The sequence below is a fragment of the Burkholderia sp. HI2714 genome (genome assembly GCF_002223085.1).
Taxonomy (GTDB): Bacteria; Pseudomonadota; Gammaproteobacteria; order Burkholderiales; family Burkholderiaceae; genus Burkholderia; species Burkholderia lata_D.
The window spans coordinates 135,484-162,331 of sequence record NZ_NKFM01000029.1 but is presented as its reverse complement, the minus strand read 5'-3'; the positions used below and the strand labels follow the sequence as shown (position 1 = coordinate 162,331).

23 protein-coding genes are annotated in these 26,848 nt (G+C 68.0%); 13 read left to right on the top strand and 10 right to left on the bottom strand.

What is annotated here, in order from left to right; translation table 11 throughout:
• Nucleotides 1–14 precede the first annotated feature (14 nt).
• The 3 genes from CFB82_RS16510 to CFB82_RS16500 all read left to right on the top strand — a co-directional run bounded on the left by CFB82_RS16510 (nucleotide 15) and on the right by CFB82_RS16500 (nucleotide 1,766).
• Nucleotides 15–1,061 (top strand): LysR substrate-binding domain-containing protein, encoded by a 1,047-nt coding sequence (locus CFB82_RS16510; protein WP_069249379.1) that lies wholly within the window; start codon nucleotides 15–17, stop codon nucleotides 1,059–1,061.
• A 115-nt stretch (nucleotides 1,062–1,176) separates the two neighbouring features.
• Entirely contained in the window at nucleotides 1,177–1,386 is a 210-nt protein-coding gene (locus CFB82_RS16505) for a hypothetical protein (protein ID WP_069249022.1), read from the top strand.
• Nucleotides 1,386–1,766, top strand: coding sequence for a type II toxin-antitoxin system VapC family toxin (locus tag CFB82_RS16500; RefSeq protein ID WP_069249021.1), 381 nt, complete (start codon nucleotides 1,386–1,388; stop codon nucleotides 1,764–1,766). The genes CFB82_RS16505 and CFB82_RS16500 overlap by 1 nt, the downstream gene beginning before the upstream one ends.
• A gap of 56 nt (nucleotides 1,767–1,822) precedes the next feature.
• On the opposite strand, the gene dapA is transcribed toward CFB82_RS16500, so the two are convergent.
• On the bottom strand, nucleotides 1,823–2,716 hold the full coding sequence (dapA, locus tag CFB82_RS16495; RefSeq protein ID WP_069249020.1) for a 4-hydroxy-tetrahydrodipicolinate synthase: 894 nt from the start codon (nucleotides 2,714–2,716) through the stop codon (nucleotides 1,823–1,825).
• A gap of 452 nt (nucleotides 2,717–3,168) precedes the next feature.
• On the opposite strand from dapA, the gene CFB82_RS16485 reads away from it, so the two are divergent.
• Nucleotides 3,169–4,188 carry a sulfate ABC transporter substrate-binding protein gene (locus CFB82_RS16485; RefSeq protein WP_069249019.1) on the top strand — a complete coding sequence of 340 codons (1,020 nt, stop codon included), beginning with the start codon at nucleotides 3,169–3,171 and terminating at the stop codon, nucleotides 4,186–4,188.
• A gap of 170 nt (nucleotides 4,189–4,358) precedes the next feature.
• Entirely contained in the window at nucleotides 4,359–5,321 is a 963-nt protein-coding gene (locus tag CFB82_RS16480) for an ion channel (RefSeq protein ID WP_039346434.1), read from the top strand.
• A 51-nt stretch (nucleotides 5,322–5,372) separates the two neighbouring features.
• Here the strand turns inward: CFB82_RS16480 and CFB82_RS16475 are convergent, their stop codons facing one another.
• Nucleotides 5,373–5,987 carry a glutathione S-transferase family protein gene (locus CFB82_RS16475; RefSeq protein WP_069249018.1) on the bottom strand — a complete coding sequence of 205 codons (615 nt, stop codon included), beginning with the start codon at nucleotides 5,985–5,987 and terminating at the stop codon, nucleotides 5,373–5,375.
• 371 nt (nucleotides 5,988–6,358) lie between these two features.
• On the opposite strand from CFB82_RS16475, the gene CFB82_RS16470 reads away from it, so the two are divergent.
• Together CFB82_RS16470 and CFB82_RS16460 are read left to right on the top strand one after the other, a co-directional pair.
• Complete coding sequence (locus tag CFB82_RS16470; protein WP_069249017.1) at nucleotides 6,359–6,916, top strand: sugar O-acetyltransferase; 558 nt, start codon at nucleotides 6,359–6,361, stop codon at nucleotides 6,914–6,916.
• 2,000 nt (nucleotides 6,917–8,916) lie between these two features.
• The gene (locus CFB82_RS16460; RefSeq protein ID WP_069249015.1) at nucleotides 8,917–12,489 is read left to right on the top strand and encodes an indolepyruvate ferredoxin oxidoreductase family protein; all 3,573 of its coding nucleotides are present in this window, start codon (nucleotides 8,917–8,919) and stop codon (nucleotides 12,487–12,489) included.
• Nucleotides 12,490–12,623: 134 nt separating this feature from the next.
• On the opposite strand, the gene CFB82_RS16455 is transcribed toward CFB82_RS16460, so the two are convergent.
• Together CFB82_RS16455 and CFB82_RS16450 are read right to left on the bottom strand one after the other, a co-directional pair.
• Nucleotides 12,624–14,054, bottom strand: coding sequence for a glycoside hydrolase family 1 protein (locus CFB82_RS16455; RefSeq protein ID WP_069249378.1), 1,431 nt, complete (start codon nucleotides 14,052–14,054; stop codon nucleotides 12,624–12,626).
• A 293-nt stretch (nucleotides 14,055–14,347) separates the two neighbouring features.
• A complete protein-coding gene (locus CFB82_RS16450) occupies nucleotides 14,348–16,015 on the bottom strand; it encodes a Na+/H+ antiporter (RefSeq protein ID WP_069249014.1) in 1,668 nt (555 codons plus the stop codon).
• A gap of 300 nt (nucleotides 16,016–16,315) precedes the next feature.
• On the opposite strand from CFB82_RS16450, the gene CFB82_RS16445 reads away from it, so the two are divergent.
• The 5 genes from CFB82_RS16445 (at nucleotide 16,316) to CFB82_RS42170 (ending at nucleotide 19,663) form a co-directional block, all read left to right on the top strand.
• Entirely contained in the window at nucleotides 16,316–17,602 is a 1,287-nt protein-coding gene (locus CFB82_RS16445; RefSeq protein ID WP_069249013.1) for a sensor domain-containing phosphodiesterase, read from the top strand.
• Nucleotides 17,603–17,762: 160 nt separating this feature from the next.
• Entirely contained in the window at nucleotides 17,763–18,146 is a 384-nt protein-coding gene (locus CFB82_RS16440; RefSeq protein WP_069249012.1) for a hypothetical protein, read from the top strand.
• A complete protein-coding gene (locus CFB82_RS16435) occupies nucleotides 18,143–18,547 on the top strand; it encodes a hypothetical protein (protein WP_069249011.1) in 405 nt (134 codons plus the stop codon). Before CFB82_RS16440 ends, CFB82_RS16435 begins: the two co-directional genes overlap by 4 nt.
• Before the next feature lie 109 nt (nucleotides 18,548–18,656).
• On the top strand, nucleotides 18,657–19,382 hold the full coding sequence (locus CFB82_RS16430; protein ID WP_069249010.1) for a copper homeostasis protein CutC: 726 nt from the start codon (nucleotides 18,657–18,659) through the stop codon (nucleotides 19,380–19,382).
• Between the two features lie 146 nt (nucleotides 19,383–19,528).
• A complete protein-coding gene (locus CFB82_RS42170; RefSeq protein ID WP_256990373.1) occupies nucleotides 19,529–19,663 on the top strand; it encodes a hypothetical protein in 135 nt (44 codons plus the stop codon).
• Nucleotides 19,664–19,688: 25 nt separating this feature from the next.
• Here CFB82_RS42170 and CFB82_RS16425 read toward each other — a convergent pair whose 3' ends face one another.
• From CFB82_RS16425 to CFB82_RS16400, 6 genes are all read right to left on the bottom strand, one after another.
• Nucleotides 19,689–21,044 carry a purine-cytosine permease family protein gene (locus CFB82_RS16425; protein WP_069249009.1) on the bottom strand — a complete coding sequence of 452 codons (1,356 nt, stop codon included), beginning with the start codon at nucleotides 21,042–21,044 and terminating at the stop codon, nucleotides 19,689–19,691.
• Nucleotides 21,045–21,264: 220 nt separating this feature from the next.
• Complete coding sequence (locus CFB82_RS16420) at nucleotides 21,265–22,260, bottom strand: biotin-dependent carboxyltransferase family protein (protein WP_069249008.1); 996 nt, start codon at nucleotides 22,258–22,260, stop codon at nucleotides 21,265–21,267.
• Nucleotides 22,250–23,125, bottom strand: a complete 876-nt coding sequence (locus tag CFB82_RS16415; protein WP_069249007.1) for a 5-oxoprolinase subunit B family protein — start codon at nucleotides 23,123–23,125, stop codon at nucleotides 22,250–22,252. The genes CFB82_RS16420 and CFB82_RS16415 overlap by 11 nt, the downstream gene beginning before the upstream one ends.
• Nucleotides 23,122–24,585 carry an acetyl-CoA carboxylase biotin carboxylase subunit gene (locus CFB82_RS16410; RefSeq protein WP_069249006.1) on the bottom strand — a complete coding sequence of 488 codons (1,464 nt, stop codon included), beginning with the start codon at nucleotides 24,583–24,585 and terminating at the stop codon, nucleotides 23,122–23,124. The genes CFB82_RS16415 and CFB82_RS16410 overlap by 4 nt, the downstream gene beginning before the upstream one ends.
• Before the next feature lie 4 nt (nucleotides 24,586–24,589).
• Complete coding sequence (locus CFB82_RS16405; RefSeq protein WP_069249005.1) at nucleotides 24,590–24,832, bottom strand: acetyl-CoA carboxylase; 243 nt, start codon at nucleotides 24,830–24,832, stop codon at nucleotides 24,590–24,592.
• 16 nt (nucleotides 24,833–24,848) lie between these two features.
• The gene (locus tag CFB82_RS16400) at nucleotides 24,849–25,631 is read right to left on the bottom strand and encodes a 5-oxoprolinase subunit PxpA (RefSeq protein WP_069249004.1); all 783 of its coding nucleotides are present in this window, start codon (nucleotides 25,629–25,631) and stop codon (nucleotides 24,849–24,851) included.
• Between the two features lie 259 nt (nucleotides 25,632–25,890).
• On the opposite strand from CFB82_RS16400, the gene CFB82_RS16395 reads away from it, so the two are divergent.
• Complete coding sequence (locus tag CFB82_RS16395) at nucleotides 25,891–26,808, top strand: LysR family transcriptional regulator (RefSeq protein ID WP_069249003.1); 918 nt, start codon at nucleotides 25,891–25,893, stop codon at nucleotides 26,806–26,808.
• Nucleotides 26,809–26,848: the final 40 nt, after the last annotated feature.

Genomic DNA, 26,848 nt, shown 5'->3' with positions numbered 1-26,848 from the left:
ACAGGATGATTGAGATGCCCGGACAAGACATTCCACGCGACGACGGCGAGTCGCTCGCGCTGGCCGATGCCACGCTGACCCGGCCCAACTTCGACGTGGCGGCGCTGCGCAGCCTTGTCGCCGGCGTGGATCTCGGCAGTTTCGCGAAGGCGGCCGACCGCGTCGCGCGCTCGTCGTCGGCGGTGAGCGCGCAGATCCGCAAGCTCGAGGAGCAGGCCGGCACGCCGCTGTTCGTGAAGGCCGGGCGCGGGCTGGCGCTGACCGACGCCGGCGACGCGATGCTGCGCTATGCGCGGCGGATGATCGAGCTGAACGACGAGGCGGCCGCGGCCGTGCGCGGCATGAATCTCGACGGCTGGGTGCGTGTCGGGCTGCAGGAGGATTTCGGCGAGGCGATTCTGCCCGACGTGCTCGGGCGGTTCGCGCGTGCGCATCCGAAGGTGCGGATCGAGGCGCGCGTGGCGCGCAATGCCGACTTGCTCGACCGGCTCGATGCGAACCAGCTCGATCTCGCGCTGGTGTGGGGCGATCCGGCGTCGGCGGCGCTGGTGGCGCGCGCGGGGATCGAGAGCGAAGCGATCGCGCAGGTGCCGATGCAGTGGGTGGGGGCGGCGGCCGGCTTTGGCATGCCGGGCGGCGGTGCGGAGGATGGGATGGAAGGCGGCGCGGTCGAAATGGGCGGCCGTGCAGTGCGCGCGCCGGGCGAGCCGCTGCCGCTCGTCGTGTTCGACCGGCCGTGCCGGTTCTTCGGTGCGGCGACCGGCGCGCTCGACCGCGCGGGCGTGCCGTGGCGCGTTGCGTTCACGACCCCCAGTCTCGCCGGGCTATGGGCCGCGGCGGCGGCCGGCCTCGGGCTGACGGTGCGCTCGCAGTACGGGCTGCCCGCGTCGGTGCGCGTGCTCGATGCGGCTTCGTGCGGGTTGCCGGCGCTGCCGAGTTTGCCGCTGATTTTGCTGCGGCGCACGTCGTCGGCGACGCCGACCGTCGATCGGCTCGCGCGGATCGTGAAGCAGGCGGTGCGGGATGCGACGGAGGGGACGGGGGCGGCGCTGGCGGCGTGACGAAACCCTCGATTGCCGTCGCCGGGTGCGGTTCGGCAATCCCTCTGCCGATCGGTCGAATGGATCGATCAGGTGAACCTGACTACAGTGATGATCACTTGAAACGGAGGTCATCATGCAAAACGAGAATACGCCCGGCGCCAGTGCGGTTGATCCGGCCCAAAGGGCAGATGTCACGATCCGCGGTGACGGGGCGTCAACTGATCGACTCGTGCCCGGCAATCCGCCTGTTCGGTTCGGTGTCCTGCAAGGGCAGGCGTGGATCGCGGACGACTTCGATGCCCCGCTGCCCGATTACCTGCTGGATGCCTTCGAAGGGCACTGATGCGGCTGTTGCTCGATACGCACATCTTTTTGTGGATCGTGACCAATGACCCCAGGCTGAGCGCAAGGGCGTGCCGGCTGATCTCGGCGGCCGATGAGCGTTTCGTCAGCAGCGCGAGTATCTGGGAGGCCGCCATCAAGGCCGGCCTGGGGAAGCTCGATATCGACGTCGGCAAGCTGATCCGTGCGATTGGCTCGAGCGGGATTCGCGAGCTGCCAGTCCGGGCCGTGCATGGGGCCGCGGTCCGTGATCTGCCGCACCACCATCGTGATCCATTCGATCGCTTGCTGGTCGCGCAGGCCCGTCACGAGCCGCTTCAGCTCGTGACGGCCGATGCCCATCTCGCGCGGTACGACCTGTCTCTCGTTCTGACAGTTTGAAGCAATCTGTCGGGGTGAAATCCATTGGTCGCCTGTACGTCATGTGGCGTCGCGGTTCATGCTGACGCGACGTTCGGCTCGATTTCGTCCAGTTCCGCGCAAATGGCCGCCAGCCGCTCCCTCAACCCTTCACTCGCCGGCACGAACGGCAGCCGCAACCCGTCCTCGCACCACCCTTGCGCGGCCAGTACGGCCTTCACCGGCGCCGGGTTCGGCTCCGCGAACAGCGCCGCGACGAGCGGCTGCAGCGCGACCGACAGGCGCCGCGCATCGGCGAGCCGACCGTCGCGCAGCAGCGCATGGATGCGCACATGCCATTCGGGCAGCACGTGCGCGCTGCTCGCGATCGCGCCGTGCGCACCGGCGCACATCGCCGCGAAGTTCTGGTTGTCGTCGCCGGACAGGATCGCGAGCGGCGTGTCGTGCACGAGCCGGCTCATCCGGTCGAGCGTACCGCCGCATTCCTTGATGCCCGCGACGCGCGGGTCGCGCGCGAGCGCCTGCAGCGTCTCCAGTTCGACGTTCACGCCGGTGCGGTACGGGATGTTGTAGACGAGCACCGGCAGGTCGGCCGCGTCGACGATCGCCTCGACGTGGCGGCGGATGCCGTCCTGCGTCGGCCGCACGTAGACGGGCGGCGTGACGAGCAGCCCGTCGGGCCGCAGCGCCGCGAGTTCGCGCGCGCGGGCGGCCGCGAAATGCGTCGCGCTCGCGGTCAGCCCGACGACGATCGGCAGCCCGGGCGCCGCGTTGCGCAGCGTCGCGATCACCGCGTCCTGTTCGCGCGCGTCGAGCAGCACGCCCTCACCGGTCGTCGCGCCCGCGACGAAGCCTGCGATGCCCGCGGCGGCATAGTGGCGCGCGAGTCGCGCGAGCGCGGCATGGTCGACTTCGCCGTGGTGGAACGGCGTGATGATCGGCAGCCAGATACCTTCGAAACGTGTGTTCATGCAAAGCCTCAGGGTGGAAACGGAGTGGGAAGGAACCGTTCCGCCGGCGGAGAGCCGGAGCGAGGCGTGCGAGCAAGGAGAAAGAAACGACCTGCGGGCATCCCGTCCGGCATTCGCCTGACGGGACGTGACGCCCCCGTCAGTCGAGGAGTCGTTTTTTCAGTTTCAGCCCGGCCGCGCGCGCACCTGCCGCGACGGCGGCGAGGATCGGAAGCGAGCGCAGGGCAGCGGACATGGGAGAACCGGAAAATGGGCTGAGCGGCGATCTTAACACCGGATCCGATCCGCGCGCGAGCGTCCGCCGCCGCTTAGCAGGATTCGAGATTTGCTTTCCACGACTGATTGGAAAGCGCGCCGCGCCCGGCCGCTAGAATGCCCGCTTACGTTTCGATGACAGCGCGTACGCGTGCCGTCACGCACATTCACCACCACTGGAAACGGGGCATATCACGATTGCAAGCATGAAGGGGATCGGCCGCTGGCTGCACACGGGCGCGGCGGCGGCGCTGGTCGTGGCGGCAACGGCCGCGCACGCGGATACGTCGATCCTGAACGTGTCGTACGACGTGACGCGCGAACTGTACAAGGACATCAACGCGGGTTTTGCCGCCGCCTACAAGCAGAAGACCGGCGAGACGGTCGCGATCAAGCAGTCGCACGGCGCGTCGAGCGCGCAGGCGCTGTCGGTGCTGCAAGGGCTGCAGGCCGACGTCGTGACGATGAACCAGCCGAACGACATCGACCTGCTCGCCGAGCGTGGCCAGCTGCTGCCGAAGGACTGGCGCGCGCGTTTCCCGGACAACAGCTCGCCGTACTCGACCACGATGGTGTTCCTGGTGCGCAAGGGCAACCCGAAGGCGATCAAGGACTGGAGCGATCTCGCGAAGCCGGGTGTCCAGGTGATCATCGCGAACCCGAAGACGTCGGGCAACGGCCGCTATGCGTATCTCGCCGCGTGGGGCTTCCAGAAGCAGAAGGGCGCGACCGACCAGCAGGCGATCGACTTCGAGAAGGCGATCTTCCGCAACGTGCCGGTGCTCGACTCCGGTGGTCGCGGCGCGACGACGACGTTCACGCAGCGCGGCATCGGCGACGTGCTGGTCACGTTCGAGAATGAAGTCGCGCTGATGGACACCGGCGCATCGGGCGCGCAGTTCGACGCCGTGTATCCGTCGGCGAGCATCCTCGCGGAGCCGCCCGTCGCCGTCGTCGACAAGGTCGTCGACAAGAAGGGCACGCGCAAGGTCGCGCAGGCGTATCTGGATTACCTGTACACGCCGGAAGCGCAGGAGATCATCGCGCAACACCACCTGCGCCCGCGCGACGCGAACGTGCTGAAGAAGCATGCGGCCGAATTCAAGTCGCTGAAGACGTTCAGCGTCGAACAGGTCTTCGGCAGCTGGGCGAACGCGCAGAAGACACACTTCGCGGACGGCGGCACGTTCGACCAGGTGATCGTCGACCGCAAGTGAGCGCCGCGCGCTTGCCCACACGCTGACGACGCAGCCGGCCGCTTCCGCAGCCGGCTTTTTTTGCGCCGCGCGGCCGGCGGTGCGACGGATTTCCATTCCGAACCGGTACGCATACCCGGCCGCCGCCGCGCGTGCTACGCTCATCGCCTCCCTGTTTCCGGCGCCGCGCGATGAACGTCGATTCGTCCTCCCCAGCCTCCCGCGGCCGTGGCCGCAAGCTCTGGTCGGGCACCCGCCCGGTGATTGCGTACGGGATGCCGCCGCTCGGCTGGCGCGACCTCTATCACCGCGCGCTGACGGTGAGCTGGCCCGTATTCTTCCTGTCGCTCGCCGTGCTGTTCCTGCTGCTCAACGGCGCTTTTGCGACGCTCTACCTGCTTGGCCATGCGCCGATCGCGAACCAGTCGCCGGCCGGCTTCGGCGGCGCATTCTTCTTCAGCGTCGAGACACTCGCGACCGTCGGCTACGGCGACATGCATCCGCAGACCGTCTATGCGCACCTGGTCGCGACATTCGAGATCTTCGTCGGGATGTCGGGCATTGCGATGGCTACCGGGCTCGTGTTTGCGCGGTTTTCGCGGCCGCAGGCGAAGATCCTGTTCGCACGCTACGCGATCGTCCGGCCGTTGAACGGCAGGATGACGCTGATGGTGCGCGCCGCGAATGCGCGCCAGAACGTGATTGCCGAGGCGCAGGCGAAACTGCGGCTGATGCGTGTCGAGGGCACGCACGAGGGCTACACGTTGCGCAAGATCCACGACTTGGCGCTCGTGCGCAGCGAGCATCCGATCTTCCTGCTCGGCTGGAACCTGATGCACGTGATCGACGAATCGAGCGCGCTGTTCGGCGAGACGCCCGAATCGCTCGCCGCGCGCGATGCGTCGTTGCTGATCACGATCGAAGGCTCGGACGAGACGACCGCGCAGGTGATGCAGGCGCGTCATTCCTGGGAGCATGACGAGATCCGCTGGCGTCACCGCTATGTCGACCTGATGCACGACGAAGACGGCATCACGCACATCGACTACACGCATTTTCATGAGGTGGTGCCGGTCGACGCCGATACCGACGAGCGCGGCTCGCCGGGTGCGGTGGTCAATGCCGGCGCCGCGACGTCGGGCCCGGCCGCGTAGCGGCGCTCGCGGCCGGCCGGCAGTGCCGCCGCCGCGCGACGCGTCTACGCGTCACGCATGCAGCAGGCGCGCCGCTTCGCGCTGTTCGATCGCGACCGCGCGGTGGAATGCGTCGCGATCCTCGGCGCGCGCGACATAGTCGCCGAGCACGCCTTCGTGCGGCAGCAGATGCGCGTCGAATGCGATCTTCAGCGTGCTGGCGAGCAGCAGGTCGGCTGCGGTGAAGCGGTCGCCGACGAGCCATGGGCTATGGGCGAGCGCTTGCGCGAGTGCGCGCTGCACGCGGGTGATGTTGCCCCAGCCGAACGCGACCGGATTGCCCGACGCGCCGGTGAATTTTTCGGCCATCGCCGGTTCGAGGCAGGTCGGCGTGAAGAACATCCATTGGAGGAAACGGCCGCGCAGCGGATCGTCGGGCGCGACGCCGAGCCCGGCGCCCGGGCAGCGGTCGGCAAGATAGAGCAGCACGGCGCCCGATTCGGCGAACGGCATGCTGCCGTCGTCGAGCGCGGGCAGCTTGGCCATCGGGTTGACCTGCACGAACGCGTCGCTGCCCTGTTCGTGCGAACGCAGGTCGATCGGCACGAGTTCGTACACCACGCCGAGTTCTTCAAGCATCCACAATGCCCGAAATGCCCGGGTCTTCGGCCAGTAGTAGAGCTTCATCGTGCCTCCGCGTTTGGGTGCAGCTGTCGGTCCGGTGGATGCTCCAGCGTACCCGAGCGCCGCAGGTTCGGACAAGGGCACCTGGCAAGGGCGTCTAGCCAGCGGCGGTTATCTGCATAGGATGGCCAGACGCGTTGTGTGTCGAGCGTGAATCAGGCAGAAGGCCGGGCAAAGCCTTGTCGCACAAGGCGATATGTCGATAACTAGTTATGTTGATACTAGTTATAAATGGGATGGGAATCACGGTGTAGGCCGGCATCCCGCGCACGGCATCACGGAGCCCGCAGCGTCTGCACACGCGCCCACACTGGCATCGTTCCGCAAGCGCCGATGCATCGCGAAACAGGGAAATCATGGGAGACAACACACGCATGGCAAACGACGATCGCACCACGATCATTCCGAGAAGAACGCCGGAATCCGCGGCGATGGTGGCCGAGGTCAAGCGGGCGATGTCGATCGCCGCGCGGATCAATCGCCTGACGTTCGACGACGCCGCCGAGGTTCGCACATTATTCGGAGAACTGATCGGTATGCCGGTGGACGACGGCTTCGTGTTGATCCCGCCGTTCCATGCGACGGGCGGCACCGGCATGAAGCTCGGGCGCAACGTGTTCGTCAACCAGAACTGCACGTTCTACGATCTCGGTGGGCTCGAGATCGGCGATGACGCGATGATCGGGCCGAACGTCAGCCTCATCACGTCCGGTCACCCCGTCGAACCTTCGCGGCGGCGCGACTTCGTCGTCGCGAAGCCGATCGTGATCGAACGGAACGTCTGGATCGGCGCCGGTGCGACGATCATCGGCGGTGTGACGGTGGGCGAGAACTCGGTGGTCGCGGCCGGAGCCGTCGTCACGCGGGATGTTCCGCCGAATGTGCTGGTCGGCGGCAATCCGGCGGCGGTCATCCGGTCGATTGCCGAGTAATGCGGCTCGAGGGCGCGTGCCTGTTCGGTGCAGCCTCGTTGGACAGATGTGGATAACCCACCTCGAAGGCGACTCGAAACGCTGTGCATTTGAATGGTGAGGGTGCCGCCGAGGCCGTCTGGACGGGGTTTTCCGGTCAATGCCCGATAGCCGTCGGCGGATGCGCGGGCCGTTCCAGTCGATGGTCCGACGAAGGTCGCGTCGAGCGATCGGTTGTGGATATCGTCACGCCGAAACGACTCGGCGCCCTGTGCATTTCACAGGTGAGGGTCACCGGATGATACGGAATGCATGAAGCTGGTTGTGGACAACTCGCCCGCGAAACGACGCGAAATGCTGTGGAATTCAACGGTGAGGGGCGGCGTCCGATCGGGCGATGCGCCTGTCCTGGCGCGGTTTTCCGATCTTTGCGTGGTTCGAAGCGTCGCGCATTCTAGCCGAACGCGCGCATGCGCGGCGGAACCGCGGCGTGCCGCGACGTAGAGATCCGGTTCCGGCTGTCAACCGAAAGGCCGTGCATTTTAACGGCGAGCGCGGGCGTGTGGTCTGCAACGTGCAGATTTCGCTGCGCATCGCCGCGTTCGCAAGCGACTCGAGGCGCTGCGCAATGCAGGGGGGAGCGTGGACACGGGATCGGCGGTCAGCGCACCAGGAATGCGATCATTCGGCCATCGGCGCCGTCTGAAGCGTCGTGTGTCTCAGGGCTCGCACACGGAGCGCGAACGAGGAAAACACGGGCACCCGTGTGGATATCCTGCAGCGGAAACGACTCGCGACGCTGTGCATTTCGATGGTGAGTGTCTGTACCCAATCGGCCGATGAGCCGCTTCCAGCAAGGATTACCGGCCGGTCTCGCCTTCCGCGGCGCGCATCCGTTATCGCATCGACGGATGCGCATGCATGTGGATATCCTGCGTCGCGGACCACTCGAAGCGCTGTGGTTTTCAATGGTGAGGGTGCTCGCCTAGCCGGTCAGCAATGCCGGATCGGGCGTGGATAACCGCTGTTGCAGACACTCGAAGCCCTGTGTATTTCAACGGTGAGTGCGAGCCCGCGATTGTGCAGCATGCGCGTTCCGTCGTACATGTCCGACCGATAAACCCACTCGCGATCCTGTGTATTTCCACGGTGAGTGTGAGTCCGCGATTGTGCAGAATGCGTGTACCCGCGCGCGCCGGTCGATAAGCCCGCTCGCGATCCAGTGTATTTTCACGATGAGCGAGAGCCCGCGATCGTGCAGCATGCGCGTTCCGCCGTACATGTCCGGCCGATAAACCCACTCGCGATCCTGTGTATTTCCACGGTGAGTACGAGTCCGCGATTGTGCAGCATGCATGTTTCTGCATGCCTTTCCAGCCGACGAACCCACTCACGACCCTGAGCATTCGAACGCCGAAGGCGAGCCGCCGATCGACGCAATACGCCCTCACCGATGTGGATATCCGCAGCCGAAACCCACTCGCCGCGCTGTGAATTTCAACGGTGAGCGTCGGGGCAAGCGCCAAACGCATGCCGACAACGGTGTGGACATCCCGGCCTCCACACCACTCGAAACGCTGTGCAATCGAACGGTGAGCGCGCGAGCCCGGTCGGCCGAGGGCCGCGGCGTTGTGGACATCCCGCGCCGCCGACCAAACGCAACGCTGTGCATTTCAATGGTGAGGGTCACCGCCACGACGCGCTGAAACCCTTGTCACACGGGGCACAAGCGCCACCCGCCACCTCCCCTGGGCCACCGTCGGACCGCCACGCGTTTCCCCGGCAAACGGGCCGCCCGCCCCGACGCGTCGCCCATCCCGCCCGACCGCCGTGCGCGAAAACTCTCTCAAATCCTGCCAAAAAGCTGCGCAGTTTTTCTCACTGAGGGCCCGCCCGAGCAAGATGAGGAAAAACATTCTCGGCTGCGCGCGAAAAAATAGAGCCATTCGCTGCCGCCAGTCACGCGTCGCCCGACGCCCTGCCGAGCAGCCCAGAACAGCACAATCCGGAGACTTCCCCCCATGACTGCCCGCCTGCCCGTCGACGGCACGCCTGCCCTGTCCGACTACCGCCTGACCGACAACCTGACCGCGACGCGCGGCCGGATCTTCCTGACCGGCACGCAGGCGCTGGTTCGCCTGCTGCTGATGCAGCGCACGGTCGACGCCGAACAGGGGCTCGACACGGCCGGCTTCGTCAGCGGCTATCGCGGCTCGCCGCTCGGCATGGTCGACCAGCAGCTGTGGAAGGCGAAGAAGCTGCTCGACGCCGGCGGCGTGCGCTTCCTGCCCGCGATCAACGAGGAACTCGGCGGCACGGCCGTGCTCGGCACGCAGCGGGTCGAGGCCGATCCCGAGCGCACGGTGGAGGGCGTGTATGCGATGTGGTACGGCAAGGGCCCGGGCGTCGATCGCGCCGGCGACGCGCTGAAGCACGGCAACGCGTACGGTTCGTCGCCGCATGGCGGCGTGCTGGTGGTGGCGGGCGACGACCACGGCTGCGTGTCGTCGTCGATGCCGCACCAGAGCGACTTCGCGATGATCGCGTGGCACATGCCGGTCGTGAACCCGGCGAACATCGCCGACATGCTCGAATTCGGCCTGTACGGCTGGGCGCTGTCGCGCTACTCGGGCGCGTGGGTCGGTTTCAAGGCGATCTCGGAAACGGTCGAATCGGGCTCGACCGTCGACCTCGACGCGCTGCAGACGCAGTGGCCCGTGCCGGAAGGCTTCACGCCGCCGGCGGGCGGCCTGCACAATCGCTGGCCCGACCTGCCGAGCCTCACGATCGAGGCGCGCCTCGCCGCGAAGCTCGACGCGGTGCGCCATTTCGCGCGCACCAATAGCATCGACAAGTGGATCGCACCGAGCGCGCAGGCCAACGTCGGCATCGTGACCTGCGGCAAGGCGCACCTCGACCTGATGGAAGCGCTGCGCCGCCTCGACCTGACGGTGGCCGATCTCGATACGGCCGGCGTGCGGATCTACAAGGTCGGCCTGTCGTATCCGCTCGAGATGACGCGCCTCGAAACCTTCGTCGACGGGCTCGCCGAAGTGCTCGTGATCGAGGAGAAGGGCCCGGTCATCGAGCAGCAGATCAAGGACTACCTGTACAACCGCACGGAAGGCGCGCGCCCGCGGGTGCTCGGCAAGCACGACGCTGCCGGCGCCTGCCTGCTGTCCGAGCTCGGCGAGCTGCGCCCGTCGCGCATCCTGCCGGTGTTCGCCGACTGGCTCGCGCGCCACAAGCCGGCGCTCGACCGCCGCGAACGCGTGGTCGATCTCGTCGCGCCGCAAATCCTGTCGAACGAGGCGGACGCGGTGAAGCGCACGCCGTATTTCTGCTCGGGCTGCCCGCACAACACGTCGACGAAGGTGCCGGAAGGCTCGATCGCGCAGGCCGGCATCGGCTGCCACTTCATGGCGTCGTGGATGGAGCGCGACACGACGGGGCTGATCCAGATGGGCGGCGAGGGCGTCGACTGGGCCGCGCACGCGATGTTCACCAACACGAAGCACGTGTTCCAGAACCTCGGCGACGGCACCTACTTCCATTCGGGCATCCTCGCGATCCGCCAGGCCGTGGCCGCGAAAGCGAACATCACGTACAAGATCCTCTACAACGACGCGGTCGCGATGACGGGCGGGCAGCCGGTCGACGGCAGCATCTCGGTGCCGCAGATCGCGCGGCAGGTCGAGGCGGAAGGCGTGTCGCGCTTCGTGGTCGTGTCCGACGAGCCGGAGAAGTACGACGGTCATCACGGCCAGTTCCCGCCGGGCACGACGTTCCATCACCGCAGCGAACTCGACACCGTGCAGCGCGAGCTGCGCGAGACGCCGGGCGTCACCGTGCTGATCTACGACCAGACCTGCGCGGCCGAGAAGCGCCGCCGCCGCAAGAAGGGCGAATTCCCCGACCCGGACAAGCGCCTGTTCATCAACGACGCAGTGTGCGAAGGCTGCGGCGATTGCGGCGTGCAGTCGAACTGCCTGTCGGTCGAGCCGCTCGAGACACCGCTCGGCCGCAAGCGCCGCATCGACCAGTCGTCGTGCAACAAGGACTATTCGTGCGTGAACGGCTTCTGCCCGAGCTTCGTGACGGTCGAAGGCGCGGCGCTGAAGAAGGCGGCCGGTGCCGCATTCGACGAAGCCGCGCTCGCCGTGCGCGTCGATGCGCTGCCGGTGCCGGCGACGCATCTCGACGCGGCGCCGTTCGACATGCTCGTGACGGGCGTCGGCGGCACGGGTGTCGTGACGGTCGGCGCGCTGATCAGCATGGCCGCGCACCTCGAAGGCAAGAGCGCGTCGGTGCTCGACTTCATGGGCTTCGCGCAGAAGGGCGGCTCGGTGCTGTCGTTCGTGCGGATCGCATCGAGCGACCGGTGGCTGAACCAGGTGCGCATCGACACCCAGCAGGCGGACGTGCTGCTCGCGTGCGACATGGTGGTCGGCGCGAGCGCCGAGGCGCTGCAGACGGTGCGTCACGAGCGTTCGCGGATCGTCGTCAACACGCACCGGATTCCGAACGCGTCGTTCGTGCAGAACCCCGACGCGAACCTGCATGCGGACGCGCTGCTCGAGAAGATGCGCCACGCGGCCGGCGACGGCTACCTGTCGAGCTGCGACGCGCAGGCGCTCGCCGCGAAGTTCCTCGGTGACTCGATCGGCGCGAACATCCTGATGCTCGGCTATGCATGGCAGCTTGGCCTCGTGCCGGTGTCGCTCGCGGCGATGATGCGCGCGATCGAGCTGAACAACGTCGCGGTGCCGATGAACAAGCTCGCGTTCTCGATCGGCCGGATGGCGGCCGGCGACGCGGCGGGCCTCGATGCGTTGTGGAACGCGCGTCACACGGTGGCCGCGCATGCCGCGCCGGAGACGCTCGCCGAGCTGATCGCCGATCGCGAAGCGCGTCTCGATGCCTACGGCGGCGCACGTTATGTCGAGCGCTACCGTGCGCTCGTGGGCGCGGCGCGTGCGAAGGGCGACGACGCGCTGACGCGCGCGGTCGCGACCACGTTCTACCGGCTGCTCGCGGTGAAGGACGAATACGAGGTCGCGCGGCTGTACACGGACGACGCGTTCCGCACGGCGCTCGAAGCGCAGTTCGAAGGCGTGCCGGGGCAGGCCTATCGCGTGAAGTTCAACCTGGCGCCGCCGACGGTCGCAAAGGCCGGCAGCGACGGCAGCGCGCCGAAGAAGCGCGTGTTCGGCCAGTGGATGTGGCCGGTGTTCGGCATGCTGGCGCGCGTGCGCAGCCTGCGCGGCACGTGGCTCGATCCGTTCGGCCGCACCGTCGAGCGCAAGATGGAGCGTGCGCTCGCCGACGACTACGAGACGACGCTCACGCGTGCGCTCGCCGCGACGACGGCCGGCAATGCGGCGCAGGTCACGCAACTGGCCGACCTGCATGCACGCGTGCGCGGCTTCGGTCACGTGAAGGTGCGCAATCTTGCCGGCGTGAAGCGCGCGGAGCGCGAGCTCGCGCTGCAGCTCGGCATCGAAGCGGCGACGAGCGCGGCCGTGCAGCACGCGCTCGACGAGATGAAGGGCGCGGGGATGCTGAAGGGGATTCCGGTCGTCGTCGCGAAGTAACGCGAAGGCCGGTGAGGTTCGCGCCGGGCAACCGGGGCGATGCCGGTACGTTGCCCGCGCGGCGGCCGATGCGGGGCCGCCGGCGGATCGGCGCAGGCGCGCCGGTCACGCCCGCGTGGGTTGCTCGCGCGAACTCACGCGACGCGATTGCCGGCGATGCAACGCGAGTAGTACGCGAGGCTGCGCTTCGGCGAGCGCGCCTGCGTCGCCGGGTCGACGTGGATCAGCCCGAATTTTTTCGCGAAGCCGCTGCTCCACTCCCAACTGTCCAATCCGGCCCAGCAGAACAGCCCGCCGAGGCGCACGCCCTGCCGATAGGCGTCGTGCGCGGCGTTCAGGTAGCTGGCGAGATAGTCGATGCGCGGGCCGTCGTCGACGATGCCGCCATTCGGCGCAGGCTCCGCGATCGCGAAGCCCGTCTCGGTGACGACGATGCGCGGCGCGCCATAGTCGCGATGGACGCGCAGCAGCATCTCGCTCATGCCATACGGTTCGACCGGATACCCCATCGTCTGGATTTCGTTCGGCGGACTGTCGGCCAGCGCGAAACCCGTGCTGCTTGCGTCGGCCTTCACATAGAAGCAGTTGTAATACTGCACGCCGAGAAAATCCGGGTTCGCGGCGATCGTCGCCATGTCGCCCGGCTGGACGAGCGGCGCCAGCGCCGACTGCAGCTCCGCCGGATATCCCTTACCGTACAGCGGGTCGAGAAACGCGCGATGCCAGATCGCGTCGAACCGGGCGGCGGCGGCCTGGTCGGCGGCCGCGTTTGTCGCCGCATGCACGGGCCGCCCGCTGATCGTGGTGCCGATCTGCGCGGTGCCCGGCACGTTCGCACGCACGGCCTGGAACATCAGCCCCTGCGCGAGGTTCTGATGGTGGATCGCGGCGAACATCGCCTCCGTCGAGTGCGCGCGCGGCGGCGATGCGCCGAAGCCGTAGCCGGCGAGCGCGACGCCGTTCGGTTCGTTCAGCATCATCCAGTGCTTGACGCGGTCGCCGAGCCGGCGCGACACGATGTGTGCGTAGTCGGCCAGCCGGTATGCGATGTCGCGGTCGCGGAAATCCCCGGCCCAGACCGGGATATCCCAGTGAAAGAGCGTCAGGTACGGCGTAAGCCGCTGTTCGAGCATCGCATCGACCATGCGGTCGTAGGTGGCGAGGCCCGCGTCGCTCGTTGCGCCGGCGCTGTCCGGCTGCACGCGCGGCCATGCGGTCGAGAAGCGGAACGCCTGGATGCCCGCGTTCGCCAGCAGCGCGAGATCGCCCGGGTAGCGCTGCTCGAATTCGATGCAGCGCGCGTTCGTGGAGCCGTCCGCGATCGTGCCGGGCTGGTCGGCGAACACGTCCCAGTTGCTTCGTCCACGGCCATCGCGGCTTTCGACTTGCGGTGCCGCGGTGGCGACACCCCACACGAAGCCGTCGGCGAAGTGTTCGGACGATTCGACCGAATCGCCGCCGCAGGCGGTGAGCATGCTGCTGCCGAGCACGGCGGCGCCCTGCGTCAGGAAGCGGCGGCGGCTCGGGTGCGGGAGGGAGGTCAGCGGGTTTCGATGGTTGGGCATGAGGAGGTCGGACCGGTTCGCCAGCGGGCGGCTTGCGGGGTTTTTCATTAGGATGACGATGCAGGATGAACGGCGCGACGCATCCGTCGGCAAGCGGTGATCCTAACCGGGCGGTGTGTAAGTTTTTTGAAATGGACAGACAGTCGGGCGGGGCGCGCGTGGCCCGCTGCCGGTTGTCGGGAGCAGAAAAGCGTGAGGCGCCGCCCGCGCGGCGCACCGCAACCTGCCGCCAGGCGAAGGTCGCGCACACGAGCGTTTCGCAGGGCCGGGCGCTGCCCGCCCCGAGCGTCGGATCAGAGAATGCCTTTCTTGCGCGTCGACAGCGCGGTTTCCGACAGGTCGATCTCGCGGAGCAGCTTCGTCAGCGTCTCGTCGGAAATCTTGCTCTCGCTGCGCAGCCGGTACAGCGCGGAGCGTTCCGCGCGCACGGCCGCGATCCGCATCTGCAGTTCCATCGTTTCGGCCTGCTTCGCTTCCGCGCGCGGCGTGGGGCCGTCCTCGGCGAGCGTCGCGAGGCGGCGGCGGTACTGGTCCATCACGCGTGCGGAGATGTCCGCGCAGCGTGCGGCGCCCGATTCGTCGAGATCGACTGAGATCGCGTCGTGCGACGTATCGATCGCGCGGATCGCGGCCTGCGCGGCGGCTGCGCGCGCGGCGCGCTCCTCGTCGCCGAGCGGGCTGCGTGACGAACGCACGCCGCGCAGCAGCAGCGGCAGGCCGATCACCGCGACGACGAGCGAGCCGAGGATCACGGCCGACGCGACGAAGATCGCCGTGTCGCGGCCGGGCAGCGGCACGCCGTCGGACAGTGCGACCGGAATCGACAGCACGCCGGCGAGCGTGACCGCGCCGCGCACGCCGCCGACCGTCATCACGGCGATCGTGCGCACGCCGGCCATCGTGCCCGCGAGGCCGTGGCGCGCGGCGCGACGGCTGGCGAACCAGCGCAGCAGCCAGACCCACAGGAAGCGGATCGCATACAGCGCGAACATCATCGCGCAGACGTTGAAGATCATCCGGCCGACGAGCGCGTCGCTCGTGTGGTGCGCGTCGACGAGCGTGCGGCCGATGATGTGCGGCAGCTGCAGCCCGAGCATGATGAACACCATGCCGTTGAACACGAACTCGATCATCGCCCACGTGCTTTCGGCGCGCACGCGCGACGCGACGGTGCTTTTACGCGAGAAGCTCGTGTAGTTCATCATCATCCCGGCCGATACGGCCGCCAGCACGCCCGACAGGTCGAGGTGCTCGGCGAACAGGTAGGCCGCGAACGGCACGAGCAGCGTCATCACGATGCCGGGGGCCGGATCGCCTTCCTGCTCGGCGTTCAGGAAGCGCGTCGACAGCGCGCTGAACGCCCACGACACGATCGCGCCCGTCGCGAGCCCGCCGGCGGCGACGATCACGAACGTGACCGACGCGTCGCGCAGCGAGAACATGCCCGTCAGCGCGGCCGCGATCGCGAATTTCAGTGCGACGAGGCCGGACGCGTCGTTCATCAGCGCCTCGCCCTCGAGGATGTGCATCAGTTGCGGCGGGATCCGGCCCTTGCCGGCGATGCCCGACAGCGCAACCGCGTCGGTCGGCGACAGCACGGCCGCGAGCGCGAACGCGATCGGCAGCGGCAACTCGGGTATCAGCCAGTGCGCGAAGTAGCCCACTGCGAGTACCGTCATGAACACGAGCCCGAATGCGAGCATCAGGATCGCGCGGCGCTGCAGGTACAGCTCGCGCTTCGGAATCCGCCAGCCGTCCGCGAACAGCAGCGGCGGAATGAACAGCAGCATGAAGATTTCGGGATCGAACGTGACGTGCAGGTTCAGCTTCGGCCACGCGAGCATCGCGCCGAACGCGATCTGCATCAGCGGCAACGGTAGTTGGAAGGGCAGGTTGCGTGTGACGGCGCCGGACAGCGCGACGGTCAGCAGCAGGATCAGGACGGTGAAGACGATTTCCATCGATACGGCGAATACGGGGAATGAAACGATCGTACGGAGTGTAGCGTGCTGGCGTAACGGTTGCCTTCGAGCGACCGGTGCGCATGCACGAAAACGGTGCGCGCAACCTGCGCCGGGATGGTGCGGCAGCCCGGCGCGAGCCGTGCGGCACACGGGCGGTCGGCGCCTTGCACGGAGCTTGCTTGAGGTTCGGCAGCCGTCCGGCGTCGACCGGACAACCGAGGGTCCAACCATGACATTGCACGCGCCACTCGCTTCGTCGGGCGCCGCGTTCGAAGGCAATACCAGGAGGAAGGCAGCATGACGATCGTGCAACAGGAGCGTCCGGCCGCCGCGTCGCCGTACCGGTTCGAGCGGGAGGTGAGTTCCGGCTTCGAACGTCTGGCGACGCAGCACCGCGACCTGACGCTCACGACCGTATTCCAGCCGATTTTCAGCCTGTCGCACCAGCGTGCGGTGGGCTACGAGGCGCTGCTGCGCGCGCACGATGCGCTCGACCGCGCCGTGTCGCCGCTCGACGTATTCGGCGAAGCCGCGCGCCAGGGCGAGCTGCTGCAGCTCGACCGGCTCGCGCAGGCGCTGCATCTCGAGAACTTCGCGCTGCTCGGCGCCGAGCGCGAGTGGCTGTTCCTCAACGTGCATCCGGGCGTGCTCACCGACCCGTTCCAGGCGGCCGCGCTGCTCGCGAACCTGAAGCGGCTCGGCATGCCGCCGCGCCGCATCGTGCTCGAAGTGCTCGAACAGCGTGCGGAAGACGTCGAGCGGCTTGCCGAGGCCGTGCGCGAATTCCGCACGCACGGCTTCCTGATCGCGCTCGACGATTTCGGCGCGGGTCATTCGAACCTCGAGCGGATCTGGCAGCTGAACCCCGACATCGTGAAGCTCGACCGCATCATGCTGTCGCACGCGGCGCACCGCACGGGGCTCACCGCGATCCTGCACGGGCTGGTGACGCTGCTGCACGAGGCCGGCAAGCTGGTGCTCGTCGAGGGCATCGAGACCGAGCACGAGGCGCAGATCGCATTGTCGTGCGAGGCCGATTTCGTGCAGGGCTACTACTTCGGCCGGCCGGCGCCGGGGCTGCCGGACAGCGCGGCCGCGACCGGCTGCATCGGCGAGCTGACCGAGCGCTTTCGCCAGCAGACCGACGCGCGCGAGCGGCGCGACGCGCAGCGGCTCGCGCCGTACCTGCGCGCGTTCGAACGGGCGGCCGAGCGTCTCGCGGCCGGCGAGCCGCTCGACGAGGTGTGCTGGAACTTCCTCGCGCTCGACGCGGCCGCGCGCTGCTTCCTGCTCGACGCGCACGGCCGCCAGTCGGGCCGCAACGTCGTGCTGCGCGCCGACCGCGCGCTCGCCGAGGCGCGCTTCTCGCCGCTGGCGGACGCGCAGGGCGCGAACTGGCTGCGCCGGCCGTATTTCCGCTCGGCGATCGCCGAGCCGGGGCGCGTGCAGGTCACGCGGCCGTACCTGTCGATCAACGAGGCGCAGCCGTGCGTGACGCTGTCGGTGGCCGTGCGCGTCGGCGATGCGCAGCGCGTGCTGTGCGGCGATATCGACTGGGTCGACGACGAGGCCGAAGCCGCGTAACGACGCACGGCTTGCATGCGGCAATCGGCGGCGCGGCGCGCGGGGGCGGTCGTTGCGTTCGCCGCGCGCTTCCCCGACAATGGCGCGACCGCGGCCGTCGTGACCGCGCTCGCGCCGTCCCGGGGGCCACCATGGCGGCGAATATAAAAAGGAAAACACCATGAAACGACCGATTTCGCTGACCATCCTCGCGTGGATCATCATCGTGACCAACGCGATCACGTGCGTCTATACGCCGTTCTCGATCGGCATGCCGACCACCCAGGCGCTGCTGTCGCACTACCTGCTGCCCGTCTGGGCGACGTTCGGCATCAGCATGATCCTCGAAGTCGTGAACGTCGTGATCGGCATCGCGATCCTGAAGGGCCGCGAGTGGTCGCGCAAGGCCTACATCGTGACGTTCGTGATCGGCATGGCGTTCTCGTTCGTCAACATGCCGGCGTCGATGCTCGCGGTGCTGATCCCCGGCGTCCTGCTGTTCGCGGTGTTCGTCTACCTGCTGTTCCGGCGCCCGGCGACTGCGTATTTCCAGGCAAACGCGTGAGCGTCGTGCGTAACGCGCTGGCGATCGTGCTGTTCTCGATCGCCGGCTTCTGCGTGATCGCCGCGCAGATGGCGGCGTTCATGAAAGTCGGCCACGCGGGCGCGACCGCCATATTCGTCGCCGTGCTGTTCGCGGTGTCGGCCGTGCTGCTCGCTGCGGGCGCGTTTGCCGGCGCATTCCGGCCGCGTGCGCGCGGCGCGGGCATCGTGCTGCTCGTCGCGGCCGCGACCACCGCGCTCGGGATGGTGGGCTGGGGGATGCTCGTGCTCACACCGGCGATCGTCGACGTGATGCAGCAGCAGGGCGCGTACTTCGACGCGCGCATGTTCCGCTTCGTGCCCGGCACCGGCGTGACGGCGTTGTCCGCGCTCGTCGGCGTCTGGCTCGTGCGGCGCGGCTGACGTCCCCGGCCGAAGTGCGCCGCTGAAGTACGCGGCGGCCGGCACGCTGGCGTCCGTCACGCGGCTCGGCTAGGATGCGCGAATTGTCCTGACGATTCGCGGGCCGCCCATGAACCGAAACGCCGCTTCCTCCGTTCTCCTCGAAGTGATCGCCACGACCGTCGGCGATGCGAAGGCCGCCGCCCGCGCGGGCGCCGACCGCCTCGAACTCGTGACCGCGATCACCGAAGGCGGGCTGACGCCGAGCGTCGGCCTGATCGAAGCCGTCGTGGCCGCCGTGCCGATTCCCGTCAACGTGATCGTGCGACCGCACAGCCGGTCGTTCGTCTATGACGCCGACGATCTCCGCGTGATCGAACGCGACGTGCGTGCAGCCGTCGCGGCCGGTGCGAACGGCGTCGTGTTCGGCGCGCTCGACGCACGCGGCGACGTCGATCTCGACGCACTGGCCCGCATCGCGGCTGCGGCGGACGGCCGCCCGCTGACCTTCCATCGCGCGTTCGACGTGTCGCGCGACCTCAATGCGGCCTTCGACGCGCTGCTGCGTGTGCCGGCCGTCACGTCGGTGCTGACGTCGGGCGGCCATCCGTCGGTGCTCGACGCGGTCGCGACGATCACGCGGCTGGTTCGGCAGGCGGCAGGCTCGACCTGCACGGTGCTGGCCGGCTCGGGGCTCACGGTCGACGCGGTCGGCGATTTCGTCCGCGCGACCGGCGTGCGCGCGGTGCATTTCGGCTCGGGCGTACGGCCGCGCGGCGAGGTGCTGGCGCCGGTCGATCAACCACTCGTCGAGCGCGTGCGCGCGGCGATCGACGGCGCGGCGGCACACGTGTGATGCGGATGGCGCACGGCAGCGGGCAGCGGCCGCTGCCGTACGCGCCGATACGATACGCCGGTACGCCATCGGGAAGGGCGGGCCACATGACGATTGCGTCACCGGCCACGTAGGACCGCGCAGAAGACAGCGCACGCGTCTATCCGGTGCAGGCGCTGGCGCGCACGCTGCAGCCGCGCACCGGCGAGTATGTGGTCGACGGGCTCGACGGCGTGCGCTGGCGCGTGGAGAAGACCGTGATCCGCGACGCGCAGGGCAACGCGGGACAGACGAACGGGTGACGCGCGGCGGCGCGCGGGTATCCCGTCACGTATTGCGTACGAACCAGGTCCGCTTGGCCGTGCCCAGCAGCGCGCGATAGACCACCCACGACACGACGAACGTCGCGGGCGCCGACAGCGATGCGGCGAACCCCGTCGCCTGGTTCAGCGCGAGCCCGACGAAAGCGCCGGCGAACCATGCGGTCAGCCCGCCCGGGTTGAAGGTCGGCACATGCGCGTCGCGGCATTCGACATCGTCACCGACCAGTTTCCCGTAGCGATCCGACAGGATGTGCGCGAGCGCGACGCCGACCCATGCGACGACGAAGATCCCCTGGTACGCGAGCGCCTGCAGGATCCGCGAGAAGATGTCCGCCATCATCAGCGCATAGACGACTGCGCCGACCACGAGCGCCCACACGAACTTCGGCGCGCGCAGGCCGGCCACCTTCAGGAAGAACGCCTGCATGTTGACGGTCGCGAGGTAGTAGTTCGCGGTGTTGATCCGCGATTGCGTGACCCATACGAACAGCAACCCCCATACCCCCATCAGCTTCAGCAGCGCGAGCACCACGGATACTTCGGAGAGCGTACCGAGCCCCCGAATCGTGCTGACGAGATAGATGCCGGCCGCGCCGTTGACGAGAAACGTGACGAGGTAGAACGGCATCCCGAAGTTGAAGCGGCCGTGATAACCCGCGTCTTCCTTGCGGCCGAAGCGCGCGTAGTCGAACGTGAACATCGTCAGCACCCACACACCCATGTAGTAGACGAAGCAGTGCCACCAGCCGCCGGCCGGTGTGGTGCCCGTCGGGCCGAAATCGAGCCAGGCTGCGTTATAGCCGTATTCGGCCGTCGCGAGCCCGACCGCCGCGAGCAGCCCGAGCAGGTAGAACGGCAGCAGCACGCCGTTGAACTTGTCGAGCCAGTGCTGCACGCTGCCGAACACGAGCGGCACGCTGTAGCAGACGACGATCAGTGCGGCCCATTTGTAATCGAGCCCGGGAAACTGGTGATGCGCGGCAACCGCGATCACCGAGCCTTCGAACACCGCGTAGTAGATCGCCGTCGCGAAGAAGATCAGTGTCGCGAGCGCCGCGCCGGCACTGCCGAACAGCACACGCGAGAACAGCGCGACCGAGAGTCCCGTGCGGATCGCATAGCGGCTGATGATCGTATTGACGAGGCCGTACGACACGACCGACAGCGCCATTCCGATCAGCGCGTTGCGCGCGCCATAGGTGAGCGCGAGCGTGGCGCCCACGACGATATAGAACACCGCGCTGCACACGGCCCACCACGCCATCGTCAGCGAAAAGGGCGGCATGCGCGCGTGGTCGGGAACGGCGAGCGTCGACAGGTCGAGATCCTCGTCGGGGCGGGCCTGAGCCAGGTTGGCCATGATCGTGCTCCTTGATGAGCGGAAACTGCGAACGACGTCTCGGCCGCGGCACATGCGATCCGCAGGGTTGCCCCGACGTCGGGCGGGCAACCGGTTCGGCAGGAACGGAAACAGCGCGCAAGCGTCCCCGCCGCGCGGCGCACCGGCGCGCGGTCGGGACACGACAGCGGAACAGGAACGAGGGGCGTCAGGCGCCCGGCACGCGCCGGGCGTCCGGTGCTCAGTCCCGCAGCACGGCGCGCAGCAGCGCGAGGCGCCGCTGGTACTCGCGGCGCGCGGCGAGCGCGTCGGCCATCGTCACGCGTACGAAACGCGCGCGGTGGTTGGGCTGCATCTGGCCGATCAGGTCCATGTCGGCGCTGATGACCGTGCCGATCGTCGCGTAGCCGCCGCCCGACACCGCGTCGCGGTGCAGGATGATCGGCTCGAGCCCGGCCGGCACCTGTATCGAGCCGATCGGGTAGCACGCATCGACGATGTTCGACGGATCGGCGCCTGCGCCGAATGGCTGCTCGCGCGGCCGGAACTGCAGCGCCCGGCCGTTCTTGTAGCGGTAGCCGATGCGGTCGGCTTCGGGCGCGACCGTCCATTCGTCGTCGAAGAAGGTGCGAGCCGATTCGTCGGTGAGCCGGTAGTGGTACAGGCCCGTCAGCACGCGCAGCTCGACCGGGTTGTCGAGCGGCCGGCTCACGGCCGCCGGCAGCTCGCGCCCCTCGCGGTGCGTGCCGACGGGAGCACCGATCGGCAGCCGGTCGCCTTTCTGCAGGCGCCGGCCCGCGTGGCCGCCGATCGCGCCGAGCGTGTAGGTCGAGCGGCTGCCGAGCACGACCGGCACGTCGATGCCGCCCGCGACGGCGAGATACGCGCGCGCGCCGGCCTTCACGTAATGGAACGACAGCACGCTGCCCGCGCGGATCCGCAGCGCGACGTTGCAGCGCTGCCCGATGCCGTCGATCTTCGGCGTCATCTCGGCGCCGGTGACGGCGATCAGCGCGTCCGTATGGAACATCAGCTCGGGGCCGAGCAGCGTGCATTCGAGCACGGCGGCTTCTTCGGGATTGCCGACCAGCAGGTTCGCCGCGCGCGACGCGTACTGGTCGAGCGAGCCCGACGGTGGAATGCCGACGTGGTAGTAGCCTTGCCGGCCCATGTCCTGGACCGACGTCGCGAGGCCGGGTTTCACGACTTCGATCAGGTTGTGCGCGTCAGTTTGCATGCAGCACCTCGACGAGAGAGCGGTTATACGCATCGGGATCGCGCAGGAACGCGTCGAGCGAGAATTTCACCGGGCGCACGCGCAGCGAGAACGTGCCGGCTTCGACGGCCGCCACTGCCGCGTCGTACGCGTCGCGATCGATCGGCTGGAATTTCACGATGTCGCCGGGCCGGAAGAACACCATGAACTCGCGCAGGTAGTCGAGCCGCTGCTCGGGATCGAAGATCGGCGCCGGCGTCACGCCGAACATCTGGTAGCCGCCCGCGCCGCGCACCGAGTAGATGCAGCCGAAACAGCCGCCGTGGCCGACCGTCAGCTTCGGCGTGTCGGTGCGCGGCCGCAGGTACTTCGGCACTTCGAGCTGGCGTTCGCGCTCGACCATCTGGTACATGAACGGCAGGCCGGCGACGAAGCCGACCATCGACACGAACCACGGCGAGCCCGAGTGCGCGGCGATGAATGCGTCGACGTCGCGCTTGCCGTTGATGCGCGCCGCGTATTCGAGATCGGTCGACGACGGGTCCTGGTGACGTTCGCGAAAGCGCATCAGCGTCTCGTGCGTCCACGGGTCGTTGTAGAGCACCGGTACCTCGACGATGCGCGTGTCGAGTTCGAGCGGCGCGTCGCCGACCTCGGCCTCGATCGTCTTCAGCAGCGCGACGAGCGCATCGGGCTCGATCACGTCCGGGTCGTAGCGCACCTGGTAGGACGCATTCGCCGGGCAGATCTCGGTGATGCCGGGCACCGCGCGGCGCTGCAGTTCGCGCGTGATCGCCGTGCCCTTGAAGAACGCATCGAGCGACATTGATTCGCTGATTTCGACGAACACGAACTCGTCGCCGCCGAACGTATAACGGGTCGTCACATCGCCTCCCCGACGCGCACGGCGTCTGCATTTTCGGCTGCGTGTTGCTGCGCGGCGGCGGTGGCGGCTTCGCGCCATCGCGGCATCCACGCCTCGAGGAAATTCGTGTGATAACGCCCGGCGCGCACGTCGTCGTCCGCGAGCAGTGCGACGTGCAGCGGCGCGGTCGTCTTCAGGCCGCCGACGTGCAGCTCGCCGAGCGCGCGAGCCAGGCGCCGCAGCGCGGCCGCGCGGCTCTCGTCGTGCACGATCAGCTTCGCGAGCAGCGAATCGTAGAACGGCGGCACGACGTAGCCCGGATAGAGCAGCGAATCGACGCGCACGCCGGGGCCGGTCGGCCACACCAGCTCGTCGATCCGGCCAGGGTTCGGGCGGAAATCCTGCAACGGATCCTCCGCGTTGATCCGGCATTCGAGCGCCGCGCCGCGCATCGTGATGTCGTGCTGCGCGAAGCGCAGCGGCTCGCCGTCGGCGATGCGCAGCGTCTCGCGCACGAGATCGATGCCGGTGATCGCCTCGGTCACCGGATGCTCGACCTGGATGCGGGTGTTCATCTCGATGAAGTAGAACTCGCCGCGCGCGTCGTCGAACAGGTATTCGAGCGTACCTGCACTGCGATAGCCGACCTCCTGCGCGAGTCGCGTGGCCGACGCGCATAGCGCGTCGCGCTGCGCGGGCGTGAGCGACGGCGACGGCGCTTCCTCGAGGATTTTCTGGCGCCGCCGCTGCAGCGAGCATTCGCGCTCGAACAGGTGGACGACGCTGCGGCCATCGCCGAGCACTTGCACCTCGATGTGGCGCGCCCGCGCGATGAAGCGTTCGAGATACACGCCGCCGTCGCCGAAGGCCGCCTGCGCCTCGCGCTGCGCGAGCGGCAGCTCGGCGTCGAGCTGCGCGGCGTCGTGCGCGACGCGGATGCCGCGTCCGCCGCCGCCGGCGGCCGCCTTGATCATGATCGGATAGCCGATACGTGCGGCGACGTCCCGCGCCTCGTCGAGCGACTGCACGACGCCGTCGCTGCCCGGCACGGTCGGCACGTTGGCGCGCCGCGCGGTTTCGCGTGCGCGGGCCTTGTCGCCCATCGTGGCGATTACCTGCGAGTCCGGGCCGACGAAGATCAGGCCGGCCGCTTCGACCTGCGCGGCGAATGCGGCGTTTTCCGACAGGAAGCCGTAGCCGGGATGGATCGCGTCCGCGCCGCACTGCCGCGCCGCGTCGAGGATCGCGGTGGGATTCAGGTAGCTTTTCGCCGCGTGCGACGAGCCGATGTGGACGGCTTCATCGGCCATGCGCGCGGCGAGGCTGTCGCGGTCCGCGTCGCTGACCACGGCGACCGCGCGCATGCCGAGCTCGCGCGCGGCGCGGATCACTCGCACCGCGATCTCGCCGCGGTTCGCGACCAGCACGGTCCGGATCCGCGACGGGCGGTAGAACGTGTCGGGGGAAGTGGCCGGTTTCATCGCATCACCCCTCGATCCGCATCAGCACCTGGCCCGCGTCGACCGGCTCGCCGTCCTCGACGAGCAGCTCGACCACACGCCCGGCCGCATCGGCTTCGATCTCGGTGAACTGCTTCATTACCTCGACGAGGCCGACCACCGCGCCGGCGGCAACCGTCGCGTCGACCGCGACGTAGTAGTCCGCATCGGGCGCCGGGCGCCGGTAGAAGGTGCCCGGCAGCGGGCTGACGATATCGTGCAATGCCATCGTGTGTCTCCTTGAATCAGTGATGGACGGCGAGCGGTTGCGGCCCGGCGGTCCGGATGCCTTCGCGGATCAGCGCGTGGCGCGTGTCGCGCACGAGGTCGAGCGCGCCCGGTGTGTCGCTGTGAATGCAGACCGAGTCGAAATCGATGTCGATGTCGTCGCCGTCGATCGTGCGCACCTTGCCGTCGATGCACGCGCGCAGCACCTTGTCGGCGACCTGGCGCGGATCGAGGCGGCCGACGCGGCGCGTGAACACGATCGAGCCGCTGCGGTCGTAGTCGCGATCCGCATAGAACTCGCGAATGACCGGCTGCCCGTATTCGACGGCGACGCGGTACGTGACCGACGCTTCCATGCAGTACAGCCACAGGCCCGGGTCGACACGTTGCAGCGTTTCGATCAGCAGCCGCGAGAACGCCTCGTTGGCCGCCGCATGCATGTAGAGCGCGCCGTGCGGCTTCACGTGCTGCAGGCTGACGCCGTTCAGGCGCGCGAACTCGCGCAGCGCGCCGAGCTGATACAGGATGTCGTTGACGAGCGCCTGCGGCGTTTCGGCGATCGTGCGGCGGCCGAAGCCGACGAGATCGCGAAAGCCCGGGTGCGCGCCGATGCCGACACCGGCGTCGCGCGCGAGCTGTACCGTGCGCGCCATGATGTTCGGGTCGCCGGCGTGAAAACCGGTGGCGATGTTCGCCGAGCTGATGAGCGGCATGATCTGCTCGTCGACGCCGTCGCCGATCGTCCACGGGCCGAAGCCCTCTCCCATGTCGGAGTTCAGGTCGACGCTGTGCTTCCTCATACGGTGTGCTCCTCCAGGTTCTCCGGTTCGCGTGCGTCGTGGCGCATGCCGAAACCGTGTTGAACGCAGGTTAGCCGCGCGGGTTGCGTCAAAAAAGTTCTATTTTTGTATGCAGCCGTATCGATTTTTTCGATACCCTGGAGAGCGGCCGCCGAGGGCCGTCGTAGCAGGGACGGCAGGGTTTCCACGAGGCCGGGTTCACGGGTGCGGCACGGTTGTTATGATGTTTATCGCGTGCCCTTCTGCTTTCTCATCGACCATGGCCCTGACCCTCAGACAGCTCAAGTATTTCGTCGCGACCGCCGAGCTCGGCCAGATCTCGCAGGCCGCGATCCAGCTCACGATTTCGCAGTCGGCCGTGACGAGCGCGATCAAGGAGCTGGAGGACAGCCTCGGCACGCAGCTCTTTCTGCGCACGCCGTCGGGCGTGACGCTCACCGACACGGGGCGGCGCTTCCTGAATCATGCGTACACGATCCTGTCGTCGGTCGACGAGGCGATGCGGATTCCGAATCTCGAAAGCACGCTGACCGGCACGCTCGCGATCGCCGCGAGTTATACGGTGCTCGGCTACTTCCTGCCGCATCACGTGCTGCGCCTGAATACGCTGTACCCGCGGCTGACGATCCACCTGCACGAGCTGAACCGCGAGTCGATCGAGGAGGGGCTGATCGCGGGCCGCTACGACATGGCCGTGCTGCTCACGTCGAACGTATCGAATCCGGCGCTCGTGCTGGAGCCGGTGATTCACTCGGTGCGGCGGCTGTGGGTCGGTGCGCATCATCCGCTGCTCAGACACGAGAGCGTCACGTTCGCAGAAGTCGCGCGAGAGCCGTTCGTGATGCTGACGGTCGACGAAGCGGGGCAGACGGCGCTGCGCTACTGGAACGAGACGCCGTACCGGCCGAACGTGATCCTGCGCACGTCATCGGTCGAGGCGGTGCGCAGCATGGTCGCCAACGGCAGCGGCGTCGCGATCCTGTCCGACATGGTGTATCGGCCGTGGTCGCTCGAAGGGCGGCGGATCGAGACGATCGTGCTGCGCGATCCGGTGCCGCCGATGAGCGTCGGTCTTGCCTGGCGCAAGGACATCGAGTTGAGCCCCGCGATGCATGCGGTGCGCGACTATTTCAGGCACACGTTCATGGAGCCGCGCGCGCTGGGTGGAGCAGGCTGAGTGCACGGCGCACGCACGAAAAAAAACCGGGACGAATCCC

Bases quoted from the DNA above. Each gene is read 5' to 3' on its own strand.
- CFB82_RS16510 (WP_069249379.1), top strand. From the start codon at position 15: ATGCCCGGACAAGACATTCCACGCGACGACGGCGAGTCGCTCGCGCTG.
- CFB82_RS16475 (WP_069249018.1), bottom strand. From the start codon at position 5,987: ATGAAGCTCTACTACTGGCCGAAGACCCGGGCATTTCGGGCATTGTGG.
- dapA (WP_069249020.1), bottom strand. From the start codon at position 2,716: ATGAACACACGTTTCGAAGGTATCTGGCTGCCGATCATCACGCCGTTC.
- CFB82_RS16450 (WP_069249014.1), bottom strand. From the start codon at position 16,015: ATGGAAATCGTCTTCACCGTCCTGATCCTGCTGCTGACCGTCGCGCTG.
- CFB82_RS16440 (WP_069249012.1), top strand. From the start codon at position 17,763: ATGAAACGACCGATTTCGCTGACCATCCTCGCGTGGATCATCATCGTG.
- CFB82_RS16395 (WP_069249003.1), top strand. From the start codon at position 25,891: ATGGCCCTGACCCTCAGACAGCTCAAGTATTTCGTCGCGACCGCCGAG.
- CFB82_RS16455 (WP_069249378.1), bottom strand. From the start codon at position 14,054: ATGCCCAACCATCGAAACCCGCTGACCTCCCTCCCGCACCCGAGCCGC.
- CFB82_RS16420 (WP_069249008.1), bottom strand. From the start codon at position 22,260: ATGCAAACTGACGCGCACAACCTGATCGAAGTCGTGAAACCCGGCCTC.
- CFB82_RS16470 (WP_069249017.1), top strand. From the start codon at position 6,359: ATGGCAAACGACGATCGCACCACGATCATTCCGAGAAGAACGCCGGAA.
- CFB82_RS16480 (WP_039346434.1), top strand. From the start codon at position 4,359: ATGAACGTCGATTCGTCCTCCCCAGCCTCCCGCGGCCGTGGCCGCAAG.
- CFB82_RS16505 (WP_069249022.1), top strand. From the start codon at position 1,177: ATGCAAAACGAGAATACGCCCGGCGCCAGTGCGGTTGATCCGGCCCAA.
- CFB82_RS16425 (WP_069249009.1), bottom strand. From the start codon at position 21,044: ATGGCCAACCTGGCTCAGGCCCGCCCCGACGAGGATCTCGACCTGTCG.
- CFB82_RS16460 (WP_069249015.1), top strand. From the start codon at position 8,917: ATGACTGCCCGCCTGCCCGTCGACGGCACGCCTGCCCTGTCCGACTAC.
- CFB82_RS16500 (WP_069249021.1), top strand. From the start codon at position 1,386: ATGCGGCTGTTGCTCGATACGCACATCTTTTTGTGGATCGTGACCAAT.
- CFB82_RS16410 (WP_069249006.1), bottom strand. From the start codon at position 24,585: ATGAAACCGGCCACTTCCCCCGACACGTTCTACCGCCCGTCGCGGATC.
- CFB82_RS16430 (WP_069249010.1), top strand. From the start codon at position 18,657: ATGAACCGAAACGCCGCTTCCTCCGTTCTCCTCGAAGTGATCGCCACG.
- CFB82_RS16400 (WP_069249004.1), bottom strand. From the start codon at position 25,631: ATGAGGAAGCACAGCGTCGACCTGAACTCCGACATGGGAGAGGGCTTC.
- CFB82_RS16405 (WP_069249005.1), bottom strand. From the start codon at position 24,832: ATGGCATTGCACGATATCGTCAGCCCGCTGCCGGGCACCTTCTACCGG.
- CFB82_RS16445 (WP_069249013.1), top strand. From the start codon at position 16,316: ATGACGATCGTGCAACAGGAGCGTCCGGCCGCCGCGTCGCCGTACCGG.